Here is an 18,428-nt window from a genome sequence, read left to right as displayed (position 1 = left end):
CCAGCCCCCGCAAAGACTCTGACGGGGGTTTTTACAGGGGCTCCTATGTCCGTTGACCTCGACGCCATCCATGCGGCTCTCCCGCCACTGCCACAGACCATCAAGATGGTCGTGTCCGACATGGATGGAACTCTCCTGACGCCAGACAAGACCATCGCACCTTCGACGGTGGCCATGGTCAAAGTGCTTCAGGAGCGCGGGATTCCCCTTTGCCTGGCCAGCGCACGGCCACCCGCTGCCATGATTCCCTATATCGGGCAGCTCGGCCTGACCGGGCAGAATGCCGGCTTCAATGGTGGCATCATTTTCAAACCCGACGGCACCACCTCCGTCAGCCGTGTTCTGTCCCCGGATGTGCTGTCGATCGTGCATGACATGCTGCACCTGCACGGGATCGAGACCTGGTTCCTGCGCCAGTCCTACTGGATGGTGAAGGACGCCTATACGCCCTTCGTGCAGCACGAACAGGGCATTACCGGCCTGACGCCGCATCAGGTTCCCGATCTTCGCAAGGAGTTCGAAGGGATCGGCAAGGTGATGGGCGTGAGCAGCGATACCAGCCTGCTTCAGGACGTCGAGACCGAGCTTGGTGCCATGCTTCAGGGCGATGCGAGCGTGCGGCGCTCTTCCGATATTCTTCTCGACGTGACACCGGCCCTGGCCAACAAGGGCGAGGCTATTCGCGAACTGGCGCTTGCCCATGGCATTGCGCCACATGAGGTTGCCTGTCTTGGCGATGCCCATAACGACCTGCCGATGTTTTCGGTCGCGGGACTGGGCATTGCGATGGGACAGGCCGAAGACGATGTGAAAGCCGCCGCGCAGGTTCTCACAGACACCAACGAGCGCGATGGCTGGGCCAAGGCCGTCGAGCGCTACATCCTGCCGAGAGTTCCCAATCCATGACCACCGACATCCGTGCCGCCACGCTGGAAACCCTCCCTGATTCAGAAGCCGTTGCCCTGCGGATGGCCGATCTTCTCGTCGAAGGGATCCAGGCCAAGACGGATGGCCCGTTCCGGGTCGCCCTGTCCGGCGGTTCCACGCCCAAGCGTCTGTTCGAGATCCTGGCCACGCCGTCCCGCGCAAAGCTGATCCCGTGGGAGCGTGTCGAGATTTTCTACGGCGACGAGCGACACGTGCCGGAAGGTCATGCTGACAGCAACCACACGGTCGGTCAGTCCGTACTGCTGTCCCGCGTTCCGGTGCCGGCGCAGAATGTCCACGCCATACCGACTGGTGGTACGGCGGAAGAGGACGCGAAGGCCTACGAAAAGACCCTTCAGATGGCTTATGGCGCAACGACGCTCGATCCGGAGCGCCCGCTGTTTGATCTGGTTATGCTTGGGCTGGGCACCGATGGTCACACGGCCTCGCTGTTTCCGGGGCAGCCGGTTCTGAAGGAGCGGACGGCCTGGGTCGGAACGGCTGCACCGTCCACAGCACCTTATGAACGTATCACGCTGACCTATCCCGCCATCCAGTCCAGCGCGTTAGTCGTGTTCCTCGTGACGGGAGCCTCCAAGGTCGAGATGCTGGAGCGTCTGGTCGAGGGCGACAGTTCCATCCCGTCTGCGCGGGTGACGAGCGAAGGACGGATCGTCATTCTTGCAGACCGCGCTGCGGTGGGAGAGGGCGCATGAGCGGAACGGATATGAACGTTCACAAGCGCACGGCAGCGCGTGAAGCTGCGGACATGGTCAAGAGCGGCATGGTCGTGGGTCTCGGCACGGGTAGCACAGCGGCTTACATGATTGAGCGTCTGGGCGAGCGTGTTAAGGAGGGTCTGGAGATCTTCGGCATCCCCACCTCCGATGACAGCGAGGACAAGGCGCTCAAGGCCGGGATTCCGCTGACCGATTTCGGGGCGCATCGCCGGATTGATATTGCCATTGATGGTGCGGACGAGGTCCAGCGCGGTTCGCTCAACCTCATCAAGGGGCTGGGCGGGGCATTGCTACGCGAGAAGATCGTGGCGCAGGCGGCCAAGCGGTTCGTGGTGATCGTGGACGGCACCAAGCCCGTGGATCTGCTGGGTGAACGGGCGCCGGTGCCGGTGGAAGTCATTTCCTTCGGCTGGGAATGCACGGCAGAACGTCTGGCAGCCTGTGGAGCACGTGGCGTGAAGCCGAGGACGGACCGGGCCGGATCGCTGTTTGTGACCGATACCGGCAACATGATTCTGGACTGCCATTTCGGTCCGATCGAGGAGCCTGAGAAGCTGGCCGAGAAAATCGACCGGATTGTGGGTGTCGTGGAACACGGCATGTTTCTCAACATGGCGTCCGAAGTTCTGGTGGCGACACCAGACGGCGTGGAGCACTGGGAGCCATGAAGATGACGGAACACGAAACACAGATGGGACTGAAACCACGTTTTCTCGTGGTCATGGGCGTGTCGGGGACAGGCAAGACAACGGTTGCAACCGGGCTGGCCACGCGGCTCGGCTGGCATTTTCAGGAAGGCGATGCACTGCATCCGCCGGCGAACGTCAAGAAAATGAGCACCGGCCAGCCGCTGACCGATGCGGATCGTGCCCCCTGGCTTGCGCTCTGTCATGACTGGCTGCGCGAACAGGTGAAGGCCGGACATGGAGCGGTGTTGACCTGTTCCGCGCTCAAGCGCTCCTATCGTGAGCAGCTTCGCGGTGACGATCTGCCGATCGAGTTCGTGCATATCGACACGTCGGCCGAGGAACTTGCGGACCGGTTGCAGCGCCGGGAAGGGCATTTCATGCCGGCGAGCCTGCTGCCCAGCCAGCTTGCGACACTTGAAGTTCCTGGCGACGACGAGCCGGTGATCCGGGTTTCGGGCGAGAAGCACCCCGATGTGGTGCTGGAGGAGCTGATCCGGCATTTTCAGGCGGAGGACTGATCCATGGCCGAGACCACCCAGCTTCTGGTGGATGCCGATGCGTGCCCGGTCAAGGATGAGATCTACCGGGTCGGGGCACGCTACGGCCTTAAGACGATCATTGTCGCCAATAGCTGGATGAACATTCCGCAATCGCCGCTGATCGAGCGCATCGTGGTGCCGGAAGGGCCGGACGTGGCGGATGACTGGATTGCGGAACAGGTAACGCCTGCGGATATCGTCATCACCAATGACATTCCGCTCGCTGTGCGCTGTCTGGCGAAGCAGGCTTCCGTCCTGCGCCCTAATGGCGAGGAAATCGACGAACGCTCTGTCGGCATGGTCTCGGCCATGCGCGATCTGATGCAGGATCTGCGCGAGACGGGGACGGTCACGACCTATAATCCGTCCTTTGGGAAAGCCGATCGGAGCCGGTTTTTATCCGCACTCGATACACTCATCGTGCGACTCCGCAGGAAAGCTGCCCTGGCCAGAACGGTCCCCAGTTCTTCCCAAACAATCCACAGGCCCTTCCCCGGAGATGTTCCCTGATTCTGGGGATATGTTTTTCCGGCGGATGACTTTTCCCCGCTGAGGACTCCCCATGAATCCGCTCCGTCTTGCCCAGATTGAAATGTTCTGTGCCGTCGTGGAGGAGGGGACGGTCATCGCGGCCTCCCGCCGGCTGAACTGCGTGGCGTCCAATGTGACGGCACGGCTCAAGGAACTGGAACTTCTGGTCGGGCAGGAATTGTTCCTGCGCGAAAAGGGGCGTCTGATCCTCACGCCGGAGGGGCGGCTCTTTTACCGGCAGGCTCTGCCGGTCGTCTCCGGGGCGCAGTCCCTGACAGATCTGTTCGCCGAGGGCAGTCCCCGCGGGATCCTGAATATTGGCGCGCTGGATGTGGCGCTTGAAGGCTATCTGCCGAAGATCGTACCGGATTTTCTGACGGCCTGTCCCGGCGTGGAACTGAAGATGTTCCTGCGCCCGACCTACACGCTGGAGCGGATGCTGGCGGATGGGGAGATTGATCTTGCGCTGACGGACGGGCCGATCGTTCATCCCCTGATGGAAAGCCGCTTTGCCTTTCGCGAGAAACTGGCTCTTGCCATGCCGGAAGGACAGAAGGGCGCGCGGGACGGGCAGCACGTTTTCCTGTTCAACACCGACTGCTTTTACCGGCGCTATTTCGAGACCTGGCTTGAGCGGCATGGCGTCTCGAATGCGATTATCCACACGGTCGAATCCTATGACGTCATCCTTGCCTGCGTTCAGGCGGGACTGGGCATTTCCTGCGTTCCGCACAGTATCCTCTCGCAGGTGAAAAGACGGCGCCGTGAAGGGATCGTGTTTGCGTACCCGGAAGATCTGAAGGGCAGCGAGGTCTATTTCATCTGGCGTGAGCCGGGAATGAATGATCTGGGGCGGAGATTTCTGGACCATGCGCCAACACATCCGGACACTCACAAAAAGTGAGTCCTGAGCTTACGAATCATCACTTTTTATTATGGAAGAATACCTGCACCTTACGGTCATCGAATGAACTGCTGGTTGGCTGATGCGTCTGTTTCATCACGGAGCGCATGGTCGCCACACAGAAAATGCAGGAACCTTCATGACTGAGAAAAACAATCTCTTCATCAATGGAAGCTGGGTCGCACCGAAGGGCGGAGAGTGGATCAAGGTTGAAAACCCGGCCACCAAAGCCGTCGTCGCCGAAGTCGCCAAGGGCGGTCAGGCTGATGTGGATGCGGCTGTTTCCGCTGCAAAATCGGCTTTCATTGGCTGGAGCCGCCGTACGGCAACCGAGCGTGCCGATTACATCCACGCGCTCAAGGATCTAGTGAAGCGCGACAAGGAAAAGCTGGCCGCCATTATAACGTCCGAAATGGGTAAGCCGCTGAAGGAAGCCCGGATCGAGGTGGATTTTGCGATTGGTCTGCTGCGTTTCTCAGCCGAGAACGTGCTGCGGCTTCAGGGTGAGATCATCCCCGGCAGCTCTCCGGAAGAAAAGATCCTGATCGACCGTGTGCCGCTGGGCGTTATTGGCGCGATCACGGCCTGGAACTTCCCGCTGGCCCTGTGTGCCCGCAAAATCGGCCCGGCTGTGGCCGCGGGTAATACGATTGTCGTCAAGCCGCATGAACTGACGCCGCTGGCCTGCTTGCATTTGGCGAAGCTGGTCGAGGAAGCCAAGATTCCGCATGGCGTCATCAATGTCGTGACGGGTGATGGCAAGGATGTCGGTGTGCCGCTGGTCGCGCATAAGGACATCAAGCTCATCACGATGACGGGCTCGACCCCGGCCGGTAAGAAGATCATGGCCGCTGCGTCCGAGACGCTGAAGGAAGTCCGGCTTGAACTGGGCGGCAAGGCACCGTTCATGGTCATGGAAGATGCCGATATCGACCGTGCAGCCGATGCCGCAGTCACGGCGCGCTTCAACAATGCCGGTCAGGTCTGCACCTGCAACGAGCGCACCTATATCCACGAGGCCGTTTACGACAAGTTCGTCCAGAAGGTCCGCGAGAAGATCGAGGCTCTGAAGGTCGGCCTGCCGACGGATCCGTCCACGGATATGGGCCCGAAGGTGAGCGAGGATGAGCTCAACAAGGTGCATGAAATGGTTGAGCATGCTGTCCGTCAGGGCGCACGTCTTGCCATTGGTGGCAAGCGTCTGACGGGCGGCGTGTATGACAAGGGCTATTTCTATGCCCCGACGCTGCTGACGGATGTCACGCAGGACATGGACATCGTTCATAACGAGGTGTTCGGTCCGGTCATGTCGCTGATCCGTGTGAAGGATTTCGATCAGGCGATCGCCTGGGCCAATGACTGCCGCTACGGCCTGTCGGCCTATCTCTTCACCAATGATCTGAGCCGGATCCTGCGTATGACCCGCGATCTGGAATTCGGTGAGGTCTATGTGAACCGTCCGGGTGGTGAGGCGCCGCAGGGCTTCCACCACGGCTACAAGGAAAGTGGCCTGGGCGGCGAGGACGGACAGCACGGTATGGAAGCCTATGTCCAGACCAAGACCATCTATCTCAACGCATAACTCTTTGACGGGCGGCGGCCTTTCCGTCGCCCGCATTCTCTGAAAGGACCGCAATCATGGTAAAAGTCGCTGCACTGGCCACTGACGGCCTCGAAGAAATCGAACTGACGGGCCCGCAGGAAGCGCTGGAAAAAGCCGGTGCGACCGTCACGGTCATTTCCCTTAAGGCAGGGGAATTCCAGGCCGTGAACAAGGACATCTATCCGTCCAACAAGATCCGCGCCGATCTGGCAATTGCCGATGCAAAGGCCGAGGATTATGACGCGCTTCTGCTTCCGGGTGGTCTGGCCTCTCCGGATGCGCTACGGATGAACAAGGATGTCGTGGCATTCGCCCGTGCTTTCGTGAAAGCGAACAAGCCGATCGCCGCTATCTGCCACGGCGCGCAGACGCTGATTGAAGTGAATGAACTGAAAGGTCGGACCGTTACGTCCTGGCCGGCTATCCGGACGGATCTGGAAAATGCCGGCGCATCCTGGGTGGATAATGAGGTCGTTGTTGATGGACCTTATGTTTTCTCACGCTGCCCGGATGATATTCCGGCTTTCAACAAGGCGATCATCAAGCATTTCAAGATCGCCTGAGATTTCTGTCAGGTCACGAAAAAGGAGGCTCTCCCGGTCAGAGAGGCCTCCTTTTTTTTGTGGGGCAACAGCTTTCAGATCGTGCCCTTCACGGCAATGCGTCCCAGTGCGGGATCATCCGTAAAGAAGCCGTCGATCCCCATATCCAGATAGCGGCGGACTTCCGCGATCATGCCTCTGGGGTTGCGGGCTGCGTCTCCGGCATCGCTGCGAAGCTGGGCCGGGAGGAAGTGGTTTTCCGGCCGTGCCGTATAGGAATGGACCAGCAGTCCGGCCTTATGGGCATCCGTTACGAGCGTGGAAGGCTCAAGCCAGGCTCCCTTGCTGTCACGCGGGATCAGGTCCGTGTTGGAGGGACCAATCACGTCGGCATAGCGGCGGATTTCCTTGAGGCCTTCCGGCGTCATGAGATCCCCGAATGTCGTGCTCTTGCCGGCTGCCAGAAGATCCGGCGGGACGTCCTTGCGCTCGCCCATAAGCAGCATCAGACGCGCCTGCGGGTTGATGGACAGGACGTCCGCCCGGATGCGGCCCAGATTGCCGGTCTCAAAAGACTGGAGCTCCAGCGGGGCCTGCCGGGTGTAATCATGGGCGGCGATGGTCCGCAGGAATGCGGCTTCGGGGTTCAGGCCGAGGCTGTTGAAATGCGTGGAATGCTTGATTTCCGGCACGAGGCCAAAGACCTTGCCCGTCGCAGCTGACTGAGCGGCGACCTGCTCGATGACTTCCTCGAAGGTCGGGATTTCGAAATGGTCGTCATAGCGGGTGTTGTGGACCCGGATCGTGGAAAGACGCTCGCGGGCACGAAGGGTCTTGAGTTCGGCCAGTGTGAAGTCTGTGGTGAACCAGCCGGTTTCATTTTTTCCGTCGATCTTCAGCGTCCGATGACGGGACGCGAATTCCGGATGGTCCGCCACGTCCGTTGTGTCGGCGATGTTGCTCTCATGGCGGACGACCAGGTGGCCGTCCTTTGTCATGACAAGATCAGGCTCGATGAAATCCGCACCATCCATCATGGCTCGGGCATAGGAGGCCAGGGTGTGCTCCGGACGCAGGGCCGAGGCCCCGCGATGGGCGAACACGAGGGGCTTGGGCGCCAGTGACGGCGCCGCCTTCGCCCGCAGGTGGAGAGCGGGAACTCCGGCAGTCAGCAGGCCCAGTGCGCGGCGGCGTGACAGCATGACGGAACTCCTTACAGGGCGGCGCTGATGCTCAGGAAGAACATGCGCGGCGCGATGGGATAGGCCGAGAACTGACCCGAAGTCTGGGTCGCGTTGATCGTGGACCATCCCTTGGTGTTTGTCAGGTTGGTAATGTTGCCCTGCACTTTCAGGGATGCCAGATGCGGGATGTTTCGGAAGGTGTAACCCGCATTCAGGTTGAACTGGGCGTAAGGCGCGGCCCACATGTCGTTGGTGTAGGTCGCATAGCGCTTGCCGATGACATCACCGATGAACTGGCCATAGGCGTTGCCCCAATTGGTGGTGAAGACGAACTTCTCCGACCAGTCCGGCATTCCGACGACGTTCTTGCCAGCCGTATGGATGATGCTGGAGCCCGTGCTGTAGTTATCGTTGTAAACGGACTTGTTGTAGGACAGCGCGTTATACAGCGAGAAATGCGGACCGAAATGGGTGGTGAAGGAGAAGTCCATACCATCCGTCGTGACCGAGCCCACATTTGCAAGTGTGGTGGCCGAGCCGATGATGGACGACAGCGTCTGCGTCGTCGCAACAGCCAGAAGACGGTTCGAGAAGTGGACGTGATAGTACTCGACCTGACCTTCGATCGCCGTCAGCGGGCCGAGATGGATCTGGCGGTGCTCACGCAGGCCGGTCTCATACGTCCATGAGGTTTCGGGCTTGCCGTTCTTCTTGAATTCTTCGAAAGCGGCCTGGCTGGTGGCGCCCCATGGGGTCGCGTTGCCGTAACCTGCGTCCTGGAAGGAACGCATGTTTTCCTGGATGTTGGCGAACCACTGTTCATGCTTCGTGATGTCCCAGACCGCGCCGAAAGCGGGCAGGAACGGCTTGGCGGCGTCGATCTCGCCACCCGGTGCCGTCACGGCATAGGACGGGGAGAGCGAGCCCGGCTTTGCAGCGACCGGCAGGGTGCCGTTCGTATAGACCAGCTCGGACTTGAAGCCCGCCATCAGGGAGAAGTTTTTCGAAATCTGCCAGTTGTCCTGCAGATGTGTGACGAATGTGTTGGTGTAGAAATTGTTGGTGTACTGGTCGATCAGGGCCTTCTGCTGGCGCTCGTAAGGTGTGGTCGGGTTGTTGGCGTCCAGCGGATACCAGCGACGGGCCTGCGTGTTGTTGTTGCGCTCATACCAGCCACCCAGTTCGATGGAGTGCTTGCCGAGATGGTAGCGCAGCGTGGACATCAGGCCACCGCGGTTGTCCCAGTATTCCGTGGTCCGTGTGGCGTATCCCGAACCACCGAAGACGGTGTTCAGATCCTGACCCGGATAATAGGCAGCGAACAGCGTCGGCAGACCGGCGGCAGAAATCGGACCGGCCACGACACCTTCACCCAGATCATGGTGATAATAGATGCTGTTATCCCAGTGCAGGTTTTCGCTGAAATCATGCGTCCACTTGGAATAGGCGAGGAAATCCTCGCGCTGGGCCGCTGAATAGTAATTGCGATAGTTCAGGCCGACCGCATTGGCGTTGGCCTTGGCATAGTTGAAATTCGGATAGGTGAACGGACGGACATAGATGCCGTAACCCTGCGGCAGCGTAACGCTGTCTTCATTGGGTTCGACCTTCTGGGACCAGTCGAAGAAGGTCGAGAAGTGATCGTGCTCGCTGTTGTGCACGAACTTCGCATTGACCTGATAGCCACCCTGATGACCGGCAAAGTCCCAGGCGCGGGCATCCTGACGGGAGAACGAGACATAGGCCGAGTTGCCGTGGCCGAACTCACCCGTATCGAGGCGGGCGAAGGTCCGGAACGTGGACCAGCTGCCGAAAACCTGTTCTATCTGCGCGCCACGCTTTCTCAGCGGGTCCTGCGTCGTGAACTGGAGCGTACCACCAAGGTTGGACGTGGACGCCGTGCCAAGCGCACCGGCACCCGAAGAGACCGACGCCGAACCGATGTTCTCGCTGATGGCCGCGCGCTGCGGGGACAGGCCGTTATAGTTGCCATAGGCCTGATCGCCGAGGGGAATGCCGTCGAGCGTGTAGCCAAGCTGGTTCTGGTTGAAGCCGTGGACGTAGAGCGAGGAGTTCTGCTCGTTGTTGCCCCAGGGATCGGCGTTGTTGAACACGACGCCCGGCAGGATTTCGAGCGCCTTGACCGGGTTCACGCCCGGCAGGATCCGCTGGAGCTGCACACGGCCCAGAGCCTGTTCGGAACGGGTGCGGCGTGCAGTGATGACGAGCTGTTCGCTGCCACCGGCGACGGCTTCAGCCTTGGCCCTGTGTTTGGCATCATGCCGGGCAGCTGTGGTTTTCTTTGCGGCTGCCGTTGCTGCATCGGCAGAGGGGGAAAAAGCTGCAGCCAGCGCAAATGGCGAGCAGAAAACGGTCAGAAGCAGGCGGGAACGCAGCAGGTTGCGTGGCATTGAAAGTCTTTCCGGAAGGAGAAGAGATCGAACGCGGCGAAAACTAATCTTTCCTTAAAGAACTGCGTGTGAAGCTCCTGTGAACGTGGCGTGACAGAATGATGACAGTCAGGCTGTCTGCCATCCCAGCCCGACGATCGCCACGCGACGGCCCAACGGCGTATCCTGAAGGACGATGACTTCGCGCTCCTCCAGATAGTTCAGTTGCCGGCGGGCGCGGCCCAGCGAGTGCGTGCCATAGGCGCGGGCCAGAGCCTCGTCGCCCGGGCAGGTTTCGCCGTCCAGCGCCGTGCGGGCGAGGAGCAGGAAGACGCCTTGCACGTCTTCAGGCAGGGTCGCAGCGATGGTTTGAGCCTGCTTCCAGTCATCGCTCTCGGAACGCTCGCGGTTCAGCCCGGCGCGGATGGTGGCCAGCATCCGGTGAAAAGGGCCCAGTTCCAGCACATTGCGCGACAGACCCTGAATTCGTGCCCGGAGCTGGAAGTCCTGATACAGCGTGGCCAGCGGCTTGTAGTCCGAGCCTTCACCGCCCACGACCTCGGCGACCAGTTCCCAAAGCTGATCGGGATCAGCCTCTACTGCAGCTGCTGCGGGAGCGGGTTCTTCGGCCTCGCGCTCGGCCCCATAAGCATCGAGCTGTGCCAGAAGGTCCGGCGGGGGCGGGCGGGAGTCTCGGCGGGGACGGGGCGTGAATTCCTGAACCGGTTCGAGAATGATGTCCCGCAGGTCTTCGGCCGAGACCGGTTCGAGCGGTACGAGAACCGGGCCGGTGGCATGGCTGGCTGTCGTGACGGGACCGATGGTCACGAGCTTCGGACGGCGGCTCAGGGCCGGTCCGAGTGCCATGAACTGACCGCGCGCCAGATCCCGGAAGGACTCCGCCGCCCGGCGCTCCATGCCCAGAAGATCGGCCGCACGCGCCATGTCGATATCAAGGAAGGTCCGGCCCATCAGGAAGTTGGATGCCTCGGCCGCGACGTTCTTGGCCAGCTTGGCCAGACGCTGCGTTGCGATCACACCGGCCAGCCCACGCTTTCGGCCACGGCACATGAGGTTCGTCATGGCCCCGAGGGACAGGCGTCGGGCTTCGTCGGACGTGTCGCCGCCCGCGACAGGCGCAAAAAGCTGGGCTTCATCGACCACGACGAGAACCGGATACCAGTGCGCGCGCGGGGCCTCGAACATGCCGTTAAGGAACGCGCCGGCTGCCCGAAGCTGCATTTCCGCTTCGACCTGCTCAAGGTTCAGCACCACGGACGCGCGATGGGCGCGCACGCGTTCGCCGGCAGCGCGCAGACTGGCTTCGGACTGGTCTTCAACATCGATCACCAAATGGCCGTAATGGTCGGCCAGGGTAACGAAATCGCCTTCCGGATCGATCATGACCTGCTGGACGAGGGTGGCCGTCTGCTCCAGCAGGCGCCGCAGGAGATGCGATTTTCCCGAGCCGGAATTGCCCTGGACCAGCAGGCGCGTGGCCAGGAGTTCCGGCAGATCAATGCAGGTGTCGGAGCCGTCGCGGCCCTGTCCGAGAACGATGGATGTCATGGCGTCAGGCGATAGCGGAATTGGACGATTCTAGCCACCCAAGGACGCCATTTGCCGCAGCATGGGTCGTGGAAAAACACCCCTGAAGCAGATAGCCGCCCGTGGGCGCCTCCCAGTCCAGCATTTCGCCTGCCACGAAAACACCGGGGCGGGATTTCAGCATGAACCGCTCGTCCACGGCATCCTGACGCACGCCGCCGGCTGTGGAGATGGCGCGATCAAGCGCGTCCATACCGATCAGTGGCAGGGGAAGGACCTTGATTGTCTGAGCAAGCTGGAGCGGGGTAGCGTCTTTCGGGGTGGCGGACTTCAGAAGGTCGCGGGAGGGGGCATCCAGCGACAGGGCCTTGCGTAGCCGGTTGCTCTGGCTCTCGCGCTCCCGCTGGGCCAACAGGCGTTTCAGAATGTCGTCCACTGAAAGCGTGGGGCGCAGGTCGAGCGTAAGAACTGCGCGTTTTTCGATCGTGATTTTGTCCCGTAGATCCGCCGAGAGCACGTAGAGCGCCGAGCCTTCCAGCCCGCGGGATGTGATGGTCAGGTCGCCACGGGTCTGGCGCGTGCCGAAGTTTAAACCCACGGAATGAAGCACGCTGCCTTCGTGCCGCGCCGCGAAATCGGAGGGCCAGTCGGGCAGGAAACCACAATTCGCGGGAGCGAAAGGCGCTGTCTCACCCGTCATGAAATCCGCCCAGCGTCCATCCGAACCCAGCCGGGACCAGCTTGCGCCTCCCATTGTCAGAATGGTCGCATCCGCTCTGACGGATATCTGACCGTCCGCCGTCTCGAACAGCAAACTTACGCCATCCCAGCCCCTAAAGCGATGTCGGGTGTGGATCTGGACGCCCTGTTCCGTCAGCCGCTGGAGCCAAGCGCGCAGCAGGGGAGTGGCTTTCATGGCCGTAGGGAAGACACGTCCTGAGGAGCCGGAAAAGCAGGGCTGTCCCAGTCCTTCGGCCCATTTTGTCAAAGCGGATGGCGGAAACGCGCGGATGGCAGGTTCGAGCCAGTTCCGTGCTTTGCCGTAGCGGCTCAGAAAGCGGTCCAAGGGCTCCGAATGCGTCAGGTTCAGGCCGCTGCGTCCTGCCATGAGGAGCTTGCGTCCTACGCTCGGCATCCGGTCGAAAACCTGCACCCTGCATCCCCGCGCGGACAGGATTTCTGCCGCGAACAGTCCGGCGGGACCGGCTCCGATAATAGCAACGGATGGGGAAGGGGGAGCAGCATTCATAAGCGCCTGATTGCCATGTGGAACAGGGTTTGTCAGGCTCCGCGCCCGCAGTTCTGGCGGGAAAGGGACATGATATGCAGGTTTTTGAGACAATCGGGGCATTTCGTGCAGCGCGGACGGCTTATCCGACCTTGGGTTTCGTTCCGACCATGGGATTTCTGCATGAAGGCCATCTCGGGCTGGTCCGGCGGGCGAAGGCGGAAAATGGCGCGGTGGCTGTCAGTATTTTCGTCAATCCCACGCAGTTCGGCCCGAATGAGGATTATGCGTCCTATCCCCGTGATCCCGAGCGTGATCTGACCCTTCTGAAAGAAGCCGGGGCTGATCTGGTGTTTCTGCCGACGCCCGATGTGCTCTATCCGCCCGGTTCTGTCACCCGGATTGAAGTCGGCGGCGTTGCGGATGAACTCGAAGGCCAGTCCCGCCCCGGACATTTTTCCGGTGTGGCGACGGTGGTGACCAAACTGTTTAACATCGTCCAGCCGCAGCGGGCCTATTTCGGGCAGAAGGATGCCCAGCAATGCGCGGTTGTGCGCCGCTTTGTGGCGGATCTGGATATTCCGGTTGAAATCGTGGTCTGCGATATCGCGCGTGAAGCGGATGGGCTTGCGCGTTCCAGCCGTAATGTACGCCTGACAACTGAAAACCGCCAGAAAGCGCCAGCCCTGTTTCAGGCTTTGCAGAAAGCCGCGCGCCTGTTCCGCAATGGCGAGCGTGATGTGGACATTCTGGAAAATGCCATGCGCGCGGTCCTGACCGAAGCCGGACTTCCGGATATCGACTATGCGACGGTTGTGAACGCAGACACGTTCCGCCGCGAACAGCCCTGTTCCGATAACGCGCTGGCGCTTCTGGCTGTGCAGGCCGGGGAGGTCCGGCTGATCGACAACATGCCGCTTTGAGTTGCTCACCCTTCGTGCGGTATAAGCATGCACTGCTGACGTACGGAGGATTTCAGGCATGCAGAAAACCATCATGCGTCGCGTGGCCCAGGGGCAGGGCCACGAACCCGCCGATCTGGTCATCCGGAACGTCCGGCTGTTCGATCTGGTCACGGGCGATCTCATCCCGACCGATATCGCCATCTGTGGTGACAGGATTGTCGGGACTTACGGTGAATACGAAGGCGTGCAGACGATTGACGGCGCAGGCCGGATTGCCGTTCCGGGCTTCATCGATACCCATCTGCACGTGGAATCCTCGCTCGTCACACCCTTCGAGTTTGATCGCTGCGTCCTGCCGCATGGCGTGACGACAGCCATCTGTGATCCGCATGAAATGGCCAATGTGCTGGGACGTGCGGCGTTCGATTATTTTCTGGCCGCTGCCGAGCGGACCATCATGGATCTGCGCGTCAATCTCTCAAGCTGCGTGCCGGCTACGTCCATGGAAACATCGGGCGCGGTTCTGAACGTGGATGATTTGCTGGCTTATCGGGACCATCCGAAAGTGATCGGTCTCGCCGAGTTCATGAACATTCCAGGTGTTCTGAATGGTGATCCGGGTTGCGTGGAAAAGCTGGCCGCTTTTGCGAACGGGCATATCGACGGTCACGCACCGCTCATGCGCGGCAAGGCCCTGAACGGCTATCTGGCAGCCGGTATTTCAACTGATCACGAAGCCACGGCTGCAGACGAAGCGCTGGAAAAAATCCGTAAGGGCATGGCGGTCCTGATCCGGGAAGGATCGGTCTGCAAGGATCTTGAAGCACTGGTGCCGTTGCTGAATGTCGCGACCTCGCCGTTCTTCGCGTTCTGCACTGATGACCGCAATCCGCTTGAAATCGCCCATGAGGGGCATCTGGATTTTCTTATCCGCCGGGCGATCGAGCTTGGCGTTGAGCCGCTGGCTGCCTATCGGGCTGCGTCACTGTCTGCCGCAACGGCTTTTGGTTTGAAGGACCGGGGACAGATTGCTCCGGGAAAGCGCGCGGATATCGTCCTGCTCGATGATCTGGAGCGCTGTCAGGTGTCGGACGTCATTTCCGCCGGACGTCTCGTGAATGATGCGCTGTTTGCCGGTCGTGAGATCATATCGCCTGTCGGGTTGGAAAGCGTGAAGCTGCCTCACCCTGTCACGGCGCAGGACATGCGTATCGAAGGGAACGGTGCAGATCGCCCGGTTATGGGACTGATTCCGGGGCAAATCATCACGGATTTCCTGCGTCTGGATCTGCCGGAAAAAGATGGATGTGTTCTGGCCGATCCCGCTCAGGATATCGCCAAGGTGTGCGTCGTGGCGCGGCATGGACATAACGACAATATCGGGCGGGGTTTTGTGCGGGGTTTTGGTCTGACAGACGGGGCGTTGGCCTCGTCCGTAGGCCATGACAGCCATAATATCTGCGTCGTTGGAACTAACGATGCCGACATGGCCTGTGCGGTGAACCATCTGGAGAAAACCGGTGGCGGTTTCGTCGCGGTTCGCGATGGTAAGATACTGGCAGAACTGCGTCTTTCGGTGGCCGGCCTGATGAGTGATGCGCCTTACGAACAGGTACGGGACGATCTCATCGTTCTGCGGAAAGCGGCCAGGGACATGGGGGTGGTTCTGGAAGAACCATTCCTGCAACTGGCGTTTCTTCCACTGCCGGTTATTCCTCATCTCAAGATCACGGATTTTGGGATGATCGACGTCCGGACCATGACCATCGTGTAAGAAATGGCTGCCGTCAGGCAGTCATTTCCAAACACAGCAGGCTCTGGTCGCTCAGGCGCTCAGAGCCTGCGTCAACTGGCCTTCTGACGCGAGCAGATACGGGCCACCGTTGACGATCTGAAGACACAGAACACCACTTCCGGTCGGTTCACGATATCCCAGAGGCAGGGTTGCCGAGCCTTTGGTCCATCGCAGGGAGGGATGTTCCTGCGGGTGCCATCCGGGCAGGTCTGCATTCAGATGTGTGTCGATGCCACGGCTTTCCCGTGAATCCCAAAGTTTTACATGCCCGATGAGAACGCCAAGAGTGCGCCGGTCATCACAGAACGGACCGACGACATCGCAGGGCCGGGACGTTCGGGACCGGATCGTGACGGTTTCGATCCCGGGAGGCAGTTCGAACAGGAACTGGTCACCGGTGTGACGCATGCAGCGCAGGCGCTGTCCTGAAAGTGTGAAGACTTCAAGTCCGGGGTCGGTCGTCGTGGCCTGTATGACAGGACGACCCATGCCCAGCCGCTCTGCGCGTTCACACAATCGTTCATAAACAGGCTGAACCTGATCCTGTGCGACTTTCAGAGGGGCGACGGCATCGTTCCAGGATTTTTCGGGCACAAAGAGCGGAGAGACACCGGTCGTGAAACTTTGCCTGTTGCCCGTGTCGAGATAGCTTTCCGAAGGAAGATTTTCCGCCAGAACAATACTATGCCTGTCGGTTTCGAAATGGTGATACCGATAATGTGTAATGGAACGGTCGTAAAAAATGCTGGTCCCGTTCACAAGCATTCGGGCCGGGATAAAGCCGCCATCGATATAGAGACAGTGCTCAGGCGTAACAAAAAGATTACGCGCGGGCTCGTGATTTCCAAAGGCATTGGCCCGGATACACACGGGATAACCCGCTTCTTCATTGTACTCCGACGTGCTTACACTCGTATCGCGATGCCCTGTCCAGATAATGGGACGGAATGCTTTTTCATCGTTAAGCACAGCCACCTGATCGCCGATCTGCAGATCTTCAACCGGCACATCGCCACGGTTGGTACGGATCAGGGTACCGGTCAGAAAACAGGTGTCCTGTCGCGCGGTCGAGATGATCCAGTCTCCATCGGGGAGCTGGGATACATCTGCCGTCGCTGCCGGGGTAAAATCGTTGGCGACCTGAATATCACTGAAAACCAGAGTGCTCCCGTCTGAGCGTGTGATTGTCAGGGTGTAGCTTCCATCGTCATTGAGCGAATAGGCTGCGGAAACCGGAGTATGATTCCAAGGAAGAGTGCTCTCATTGTTAATGATAAAAGATGTTTTGGAGCTGACGTTCTGGAAGGAAGCCGAGATCGTATTTTCGTTTCCGTCAAAAACGACTGTATTTGAGCTATTATCAAAAATAACATTATCTGGAAATGAGCGGGCTTTGAAATAGACAGTGCTGTTCTGCTGGATATTAAGCGTTGAAACAGAAAGCCCGACGGGAATGTTTTCTGATCCAAATGTCGAATTTATGACATCTATGGTGCCTCCGCCGGACAGACCCTGCGTATCAAGGATGACATTTCCCTGATTGTTTTCGATTTTCATTGTACCTTCGATCTGGACGCTTTCGCCCAGTTCCACGCCCGAAGGTGTATCGATGGTCAGGGTGCAGCCGCTATAAATTGACGTGCTTGCAGTGGCAAAGGCGTATCCGGAACCAGAAGTCTTTGCCGAAATCAGGATGTCAGCATTGCCCGAGAGGGTAAAACTGGCAATCTGGACTGAATTGGCCTGGGAAATGACGCCATAGACGACTGCCTTGTCATAGGTGTCAAAATTATCCGAGTTTGCGGGACTTTCCCATGGCGTTGTTTTCAGTTCCCAATTGGAACTGTCTGCGTAATCGGCCCGATTATCCGCAGTAGTGGCTGTTGCCGGCCAGAAGTGATTGGTATTTGGGATGTGGGTGTTATCGTAATTGGCGGCCAGTCCTGCGGGAGCGGTATTGGTCGTATCTGTAAACGGAGCAGCGCTCGCAATGGTACCGGAATCCGAGGCATTGCTCTCGGTGAGGATGTAGTTACCAGCGCTGTCCTGACTGAAGGTGGCGGTTCCGGGTATGAAACCACTGGCTGTATGGACGTCTTTGAGCGTTACGATTGTGCCTGTGGCCGAGTTGATCTGAACCGTCCAGGAAGCGGTGTCGGGATTCTGGTTCCAGACAGTAGAGACAGGAACAACACCGTCCGCAGCACTTATGGCAAAAAGGGATTTATCGGAAACGCCATAGAAAGCCGTGCCGACTGTTCCGCCTCTATCGTCCAGAACCAAGGTGTTTAGGGTGTTCGTGTCGAAAGTGACCGATCCGGTGCTGCCTGCGAGACTGGCATAGAACGTGGCATTATCCTGCAGGACAACCGCAAGGTTTCCGGCCACTGCCACTGGATGACTGACTGTACCCAGCTGAGAGCCGATTAAGTTCAGTGTTCCATTTCCGGAAATGGAATCGTTATCGAGAATTGACTGCGCGTTATCAAGGATCGTCAGTGTGCCATCGACTGTGCAGCTTGCGCCGAGTTCGACCGGTGCCGCAGTATTGATGACAACCGTTCCTTTGGAGGTAATGTCCAGAGAATGCGTTGAGAAGACATATCCGGCGGCGGAGGATGTCGAAGCTGCAAGAATTTCAAGTGTGCCGTAATCGCCGACTGTCAGATCAAGGATCTGCCTGACAGTTGGCTGGCTGGCGACCGCAGTGGCCGGGGATTCTGCAGTCCCGCTAATGACGACAGTCTGTCCCATGGTAGCCTGCGGGATGGAGTTGTCGCTCCAGTTCGACTGGCTTCCATCAGAATTCATACCGTAAAAATCGTCTGATACGGCACCAGTCCAGTAAACGGTCGTCATGCTTCAAGGCCTCTCTGGGAGGGGTTTGGAACTGACAAGCAAGG

The 18,428-nt window shown here is 59.4% G+C and carries 15 protein-coding genes; 10 read left to right on the top strand and 5 right to left on the bottom strand.

Going from position 1 to position 18,428, the window contains the following annotated elements:
* Window positions 1-45: 45 nt before the first annotated feature.
* The 8 genes from HKD24_RS04220 (at window position 46) to HKD24_RS04185 (ending at window position 6,496) form a co-directional block, all read left to right on the top strand.
* A complete protein-coding gene (locus HKD24_RS04220) occupies window positions 46-906 on the top strand; it encodes a Cof-type HAD-IIB family hydrolase (RefSeq protein WP_194259154.1) in 861 nt (286 codons plus the stop codon).
* Window positions 903-1,643 (top strand): 6-phosphogluconolactonase, encoded by a 741-nt coding sequence (pgl, locus tag HKD24_RS04215; RefSeq protein WP_194259153.1) that lies wholly within the window; start codon window positions 903-905, stop codon window positions 1,641-1,643. Before HKD24_RS04220 ends, pgl begins: the two co-directional genes overlap by 4 nt.
* Window positions 1,640-2,335, top strand: a complete 696-nt coding sequence (gene rpiA, locus HKD24_RS04210) for a ribose-5-phosphate isomerase RpiA (RefSeq protein ID WP_174787384.1) — start codon at window positions 1,640-1,642, stop codon at window positions 2,333-2,335. The genes pgl and rpiA overlap by 4 nt, the downstream gene beginning before the upstream one ends.
* A 2-nt stretch (window positions 2,336-2,337) precedes the next feature.
* Window positions 2,338-2,874 (top strand): gluconokinase, encoded by a 537-nt coding sequence (locus tag HKD24_RS04205; protein WP_194259152.1) that lies wholly within the window; start codon window positions 2,338-2,340, stop codon window positions 2,872-2,874.
* A gap of 3 nt (window positions 2,875-2,877) precedes the next feature.
* The gene (locus HKD24_RS04200) at window positions 2,878-3,405 is read left to right on the top strand and encodes a YaiI/YqxD family protein (RefSeq protein WP_194259151.1); all 528 of its coding nucleotides are present in this window, start codon (window positions 2,878-2,880) and stop codon (window positions 3,403-3,405) included.
* Window positions 3,406-3,457: 52 nt separating this feature from the next.
* Window positions 3,458-4,330, top strand: a complete 873-nt coding sequence (locus HKD24_RS04195) for a LysR family transcriptional regulator (protein WP_194259150.1) — start codon at window positions 3,458-3,460, stop codon at window positions 4,328-4,330.
* Window positions 4,331-4,469: 139 nt separating this feature from the next.
* Window positions 4,470-5,912, top strand: a complete 1,443-nt coding sequence (gene aldA / locus HKD24_RS04190; protein ID WP_062448626.1) for an aldehyde dehydrogenase — start codon at window positions 4,470-4,472, stop codon at window positions 5,910-5,912.
* Between the two features lie 56 nt (window positions 5,913-5,968).
* Window positions 5,969-6,496 carry a type 1 glutamine amidotransferase domain-containing protein gene (locus HKD24_RS04185; RefSeq protein ID WP_062508571.1) on the top strand — a complete coding sequence of 176 codons (528 nt, stop codon included), beginning with the start codon at window positions 5,969-5,971 and terminating at the stop codon, window positions 6,494-6,496.
* Window positions 6,497-6,570: 74 nt separating this feature from the next.
* Here the strand turns inward: HKD24_RS04185 and HKD24_RS04180 are convergent, their stop codons facing one another.
* The 4 genes from HKD24_RS04180 to HKD24_RS04165 all read right to left on the bottom strand — a co-directional run bounded on the left by HKD24_RS04180 (window position 6,571) and on the right by HKD24_RS04165 (window position 12,846).
* Entirely contained in the window at window positions 6,571-7,677 is a 1,107-nt protein-coding gene (locus HKD24_RS04180; RefSeq protein WP_194259149.1) for a glycerophosphodiester phosphodiesterase, read from the bottom strand.
* Between the two features lie 11 nt (window positions 7,678-7,688).
* The gene (locus tag HKD24_RS04175; RefSeq protein WP_194259148.1) at window positions 7,689-10,070 is read right to left on the bottom strand and encodes a TonB-dependent receptor; all 2,382 of its coding nucleotides are present in this window, start codon (window positions 10,068-10,070) and stop codon (window positions 7,689-7,691) included.
* Between the two features lie 108 nt (window positions 10,071-10,178).
* Complete coding sequence (locus HKD24_RS04170; protein WP_194259147.1) at window positions 10,179-11,618, bottom strand: ATP-binding protein; 1,440 nt, start codon at window positions 11,616-11,618, stop codon at window positions 10,179-10,181.
* A 4-nt stretch (window positions 11,619-11,622) separates the two neighbouring features.
* The gene (locus tag HKD24_RS04165; protein WP_194259146.1) at window positions 11,623-12,846 is read right to left on the bottom strand and encodes a TIGR03862 family flavoprotein; all 1,224 of its coding nucleotides are present in this window, start codon (window positions 12,844-12,846) and stop codon (window positions 11,623-11,625) included.
* 74 nt (window positions 12,847-12,920) lie between these two features.
* Between HKD24_RS04165 and panC the strand changes: the two genes are divergently transcribed.
* Window positions 12,921-13,748, top strand: coding sequence for a pantoate--beta-alanine ligase (gene panC, locus HKD24_RS04160; RefSeq protein ID WP_194259145.1), 828 nt, complete (start codon window positions 12,921-12,923; stop codon window positions 13,746-13,748).
* Between the two features lie 58 nt (window positions 13,749-13,806).
* A complete protein-coding gene (gene ade, locus HKD24_RS04155) occupies window positions 13,807-15,504 on the top strand; it encodes an adenine deaminase (RefSeq protein ID WP_194259144.1) in 1,698 nt (565 codons plus the stop codon).
* Between the two features lie 51 nt (window positions 15,505-15,555).
* Here ade and HKD24_RS04150 read toward each other — a convergent pair whose 3' ends face one another.
* Window positions 15,556-18,336, bottom strand: coding sequence for a Hint domain-containing protein (locus HKD24_RS04150; protein WP_194259143.1), 2,781 nt, complete (start codon window positions 18,334-18,336; stop codon window positions 15,556-15,558).
* Window positions 18,337-18,428: the final 92 nt, after the last annotated feature.

It is taken from the genome of Gluconobacter vitians, from assembly GCF_015244565.1.
Taxonomy (GTDB): domain Bacteria; phylum Pseudomonadota; class Alphaproteobacteria; order Acetobacterales; family Acetobacteraceae; genus Gluconobacter; species Gluconobacter vitians.
The sequence above is the reverse complement of the archived record's forward strand: the minus strand, read 5'-3'. Positions and strand labels throughout refer to the sequence as shown.

Bases quoted from the DNA above. Each gene is read 5' to 3' on its own strand.
- aldA (WP_062448626.1), top strand. From the start codon at position 4,470: ATGACTGAGAAAAACAATCTCTTCATCAATGGAAGCTGGGTCGCACCG.
- HKD24_RS04175 (WP_194259148.1), bottom strand. From the start codon at position 10,070: ATGCCACGCAACCTGCTGCGTTCCCGCCTGCTTCTGACCGTTTTCTGC.
- HKD24_RS04220 (WP_194259154.1), top strand. From the start codon at position 46: ATGTCCGTTGACCTCGACGCCATCCATGCGGCTCTCCCGCCACTGCCA.
- rpiA (WP_174787384.1), top strand. From the start codon at position 1,640: ATGAGCGGAACGGATATGAACGTTCACAAGCGCACGGCAGCGCGTGAA.
- pgl (WP_194259153.1), top strand. From the start codon at position 903: ATGACCACCGACATCCGTGCCGCCACGCTGGAAACCCTCCCTGATTCA.
- ade (WP_194259144.1), top strand. From the start codon at position 13,807: ATGCAGAAAACCATCATGCGTCGCGTGGCCCAGGGGCAGGGCCACGAA.
- panC (WP_194259145.1), top strand. From the start codon at position 12,921: ATGCAGGTTTTTGAGACAATCGGGGCATTTCGTGCAGCGCGGACGGCT.
- HKD24_RS04170 (WP_194259147.1), bottom strand. From the start codon at position 11,618: ATGACATCCATCGTTCTCGGACAGGGCCGCGACGGCTCCGACACCTGC.
- HKD24_RS04200 (WP_194259151.1), top strand. From the start codon at position 2,878: ATGGCCGAGACCACCCAGCTTCTGGTGGATGCCGATGCGTGCCCGGTC.
- HKD24_RS04195 (WP_194259150.1), top strand. From the start codon at position 3,458: ATGAATCCGCTCCGTCTTGCCCAGATTGAAATGTTCTGTGCCGTCGTG.
- HKD24_RS04180 (WP_194259149.1), bottom strand. From the start codon at position 7,677: ATGCTGTCACGCCGCCGCGCACTGGGCCTGCTGACTGCCGGAGTTCCC.
- HKD24_RS04165 (WP_194259146.1), bottom strand. From the start codon at position 12,846: ATGAATGCTGCTCCCCCTTCCCCATCCGTTGCTATTATCGGAGCCGGT.
- HKD24_RS04185 (WP_062508571.1), top strand. From the start codon at position 5,969: ATGGTAAAAGTCGCTGCACTGGCCACTGACGGCCTCGAAGAAATCGAA.
- HKD24_RS04205 (WP_194259152.1), top strand. From the start codon at position 2,338: ATGACGGAACACGAAACACAGATGGGACTGAAACCACGTTTTCTCGTG.
- HKD24_RS04150 (WP_194259143.1), bottom strand. From the start codon at position 18,336: ATGAATTCTGATGGAAGCCAGTCGAACTGGAGCGACAACTCCATCCCG.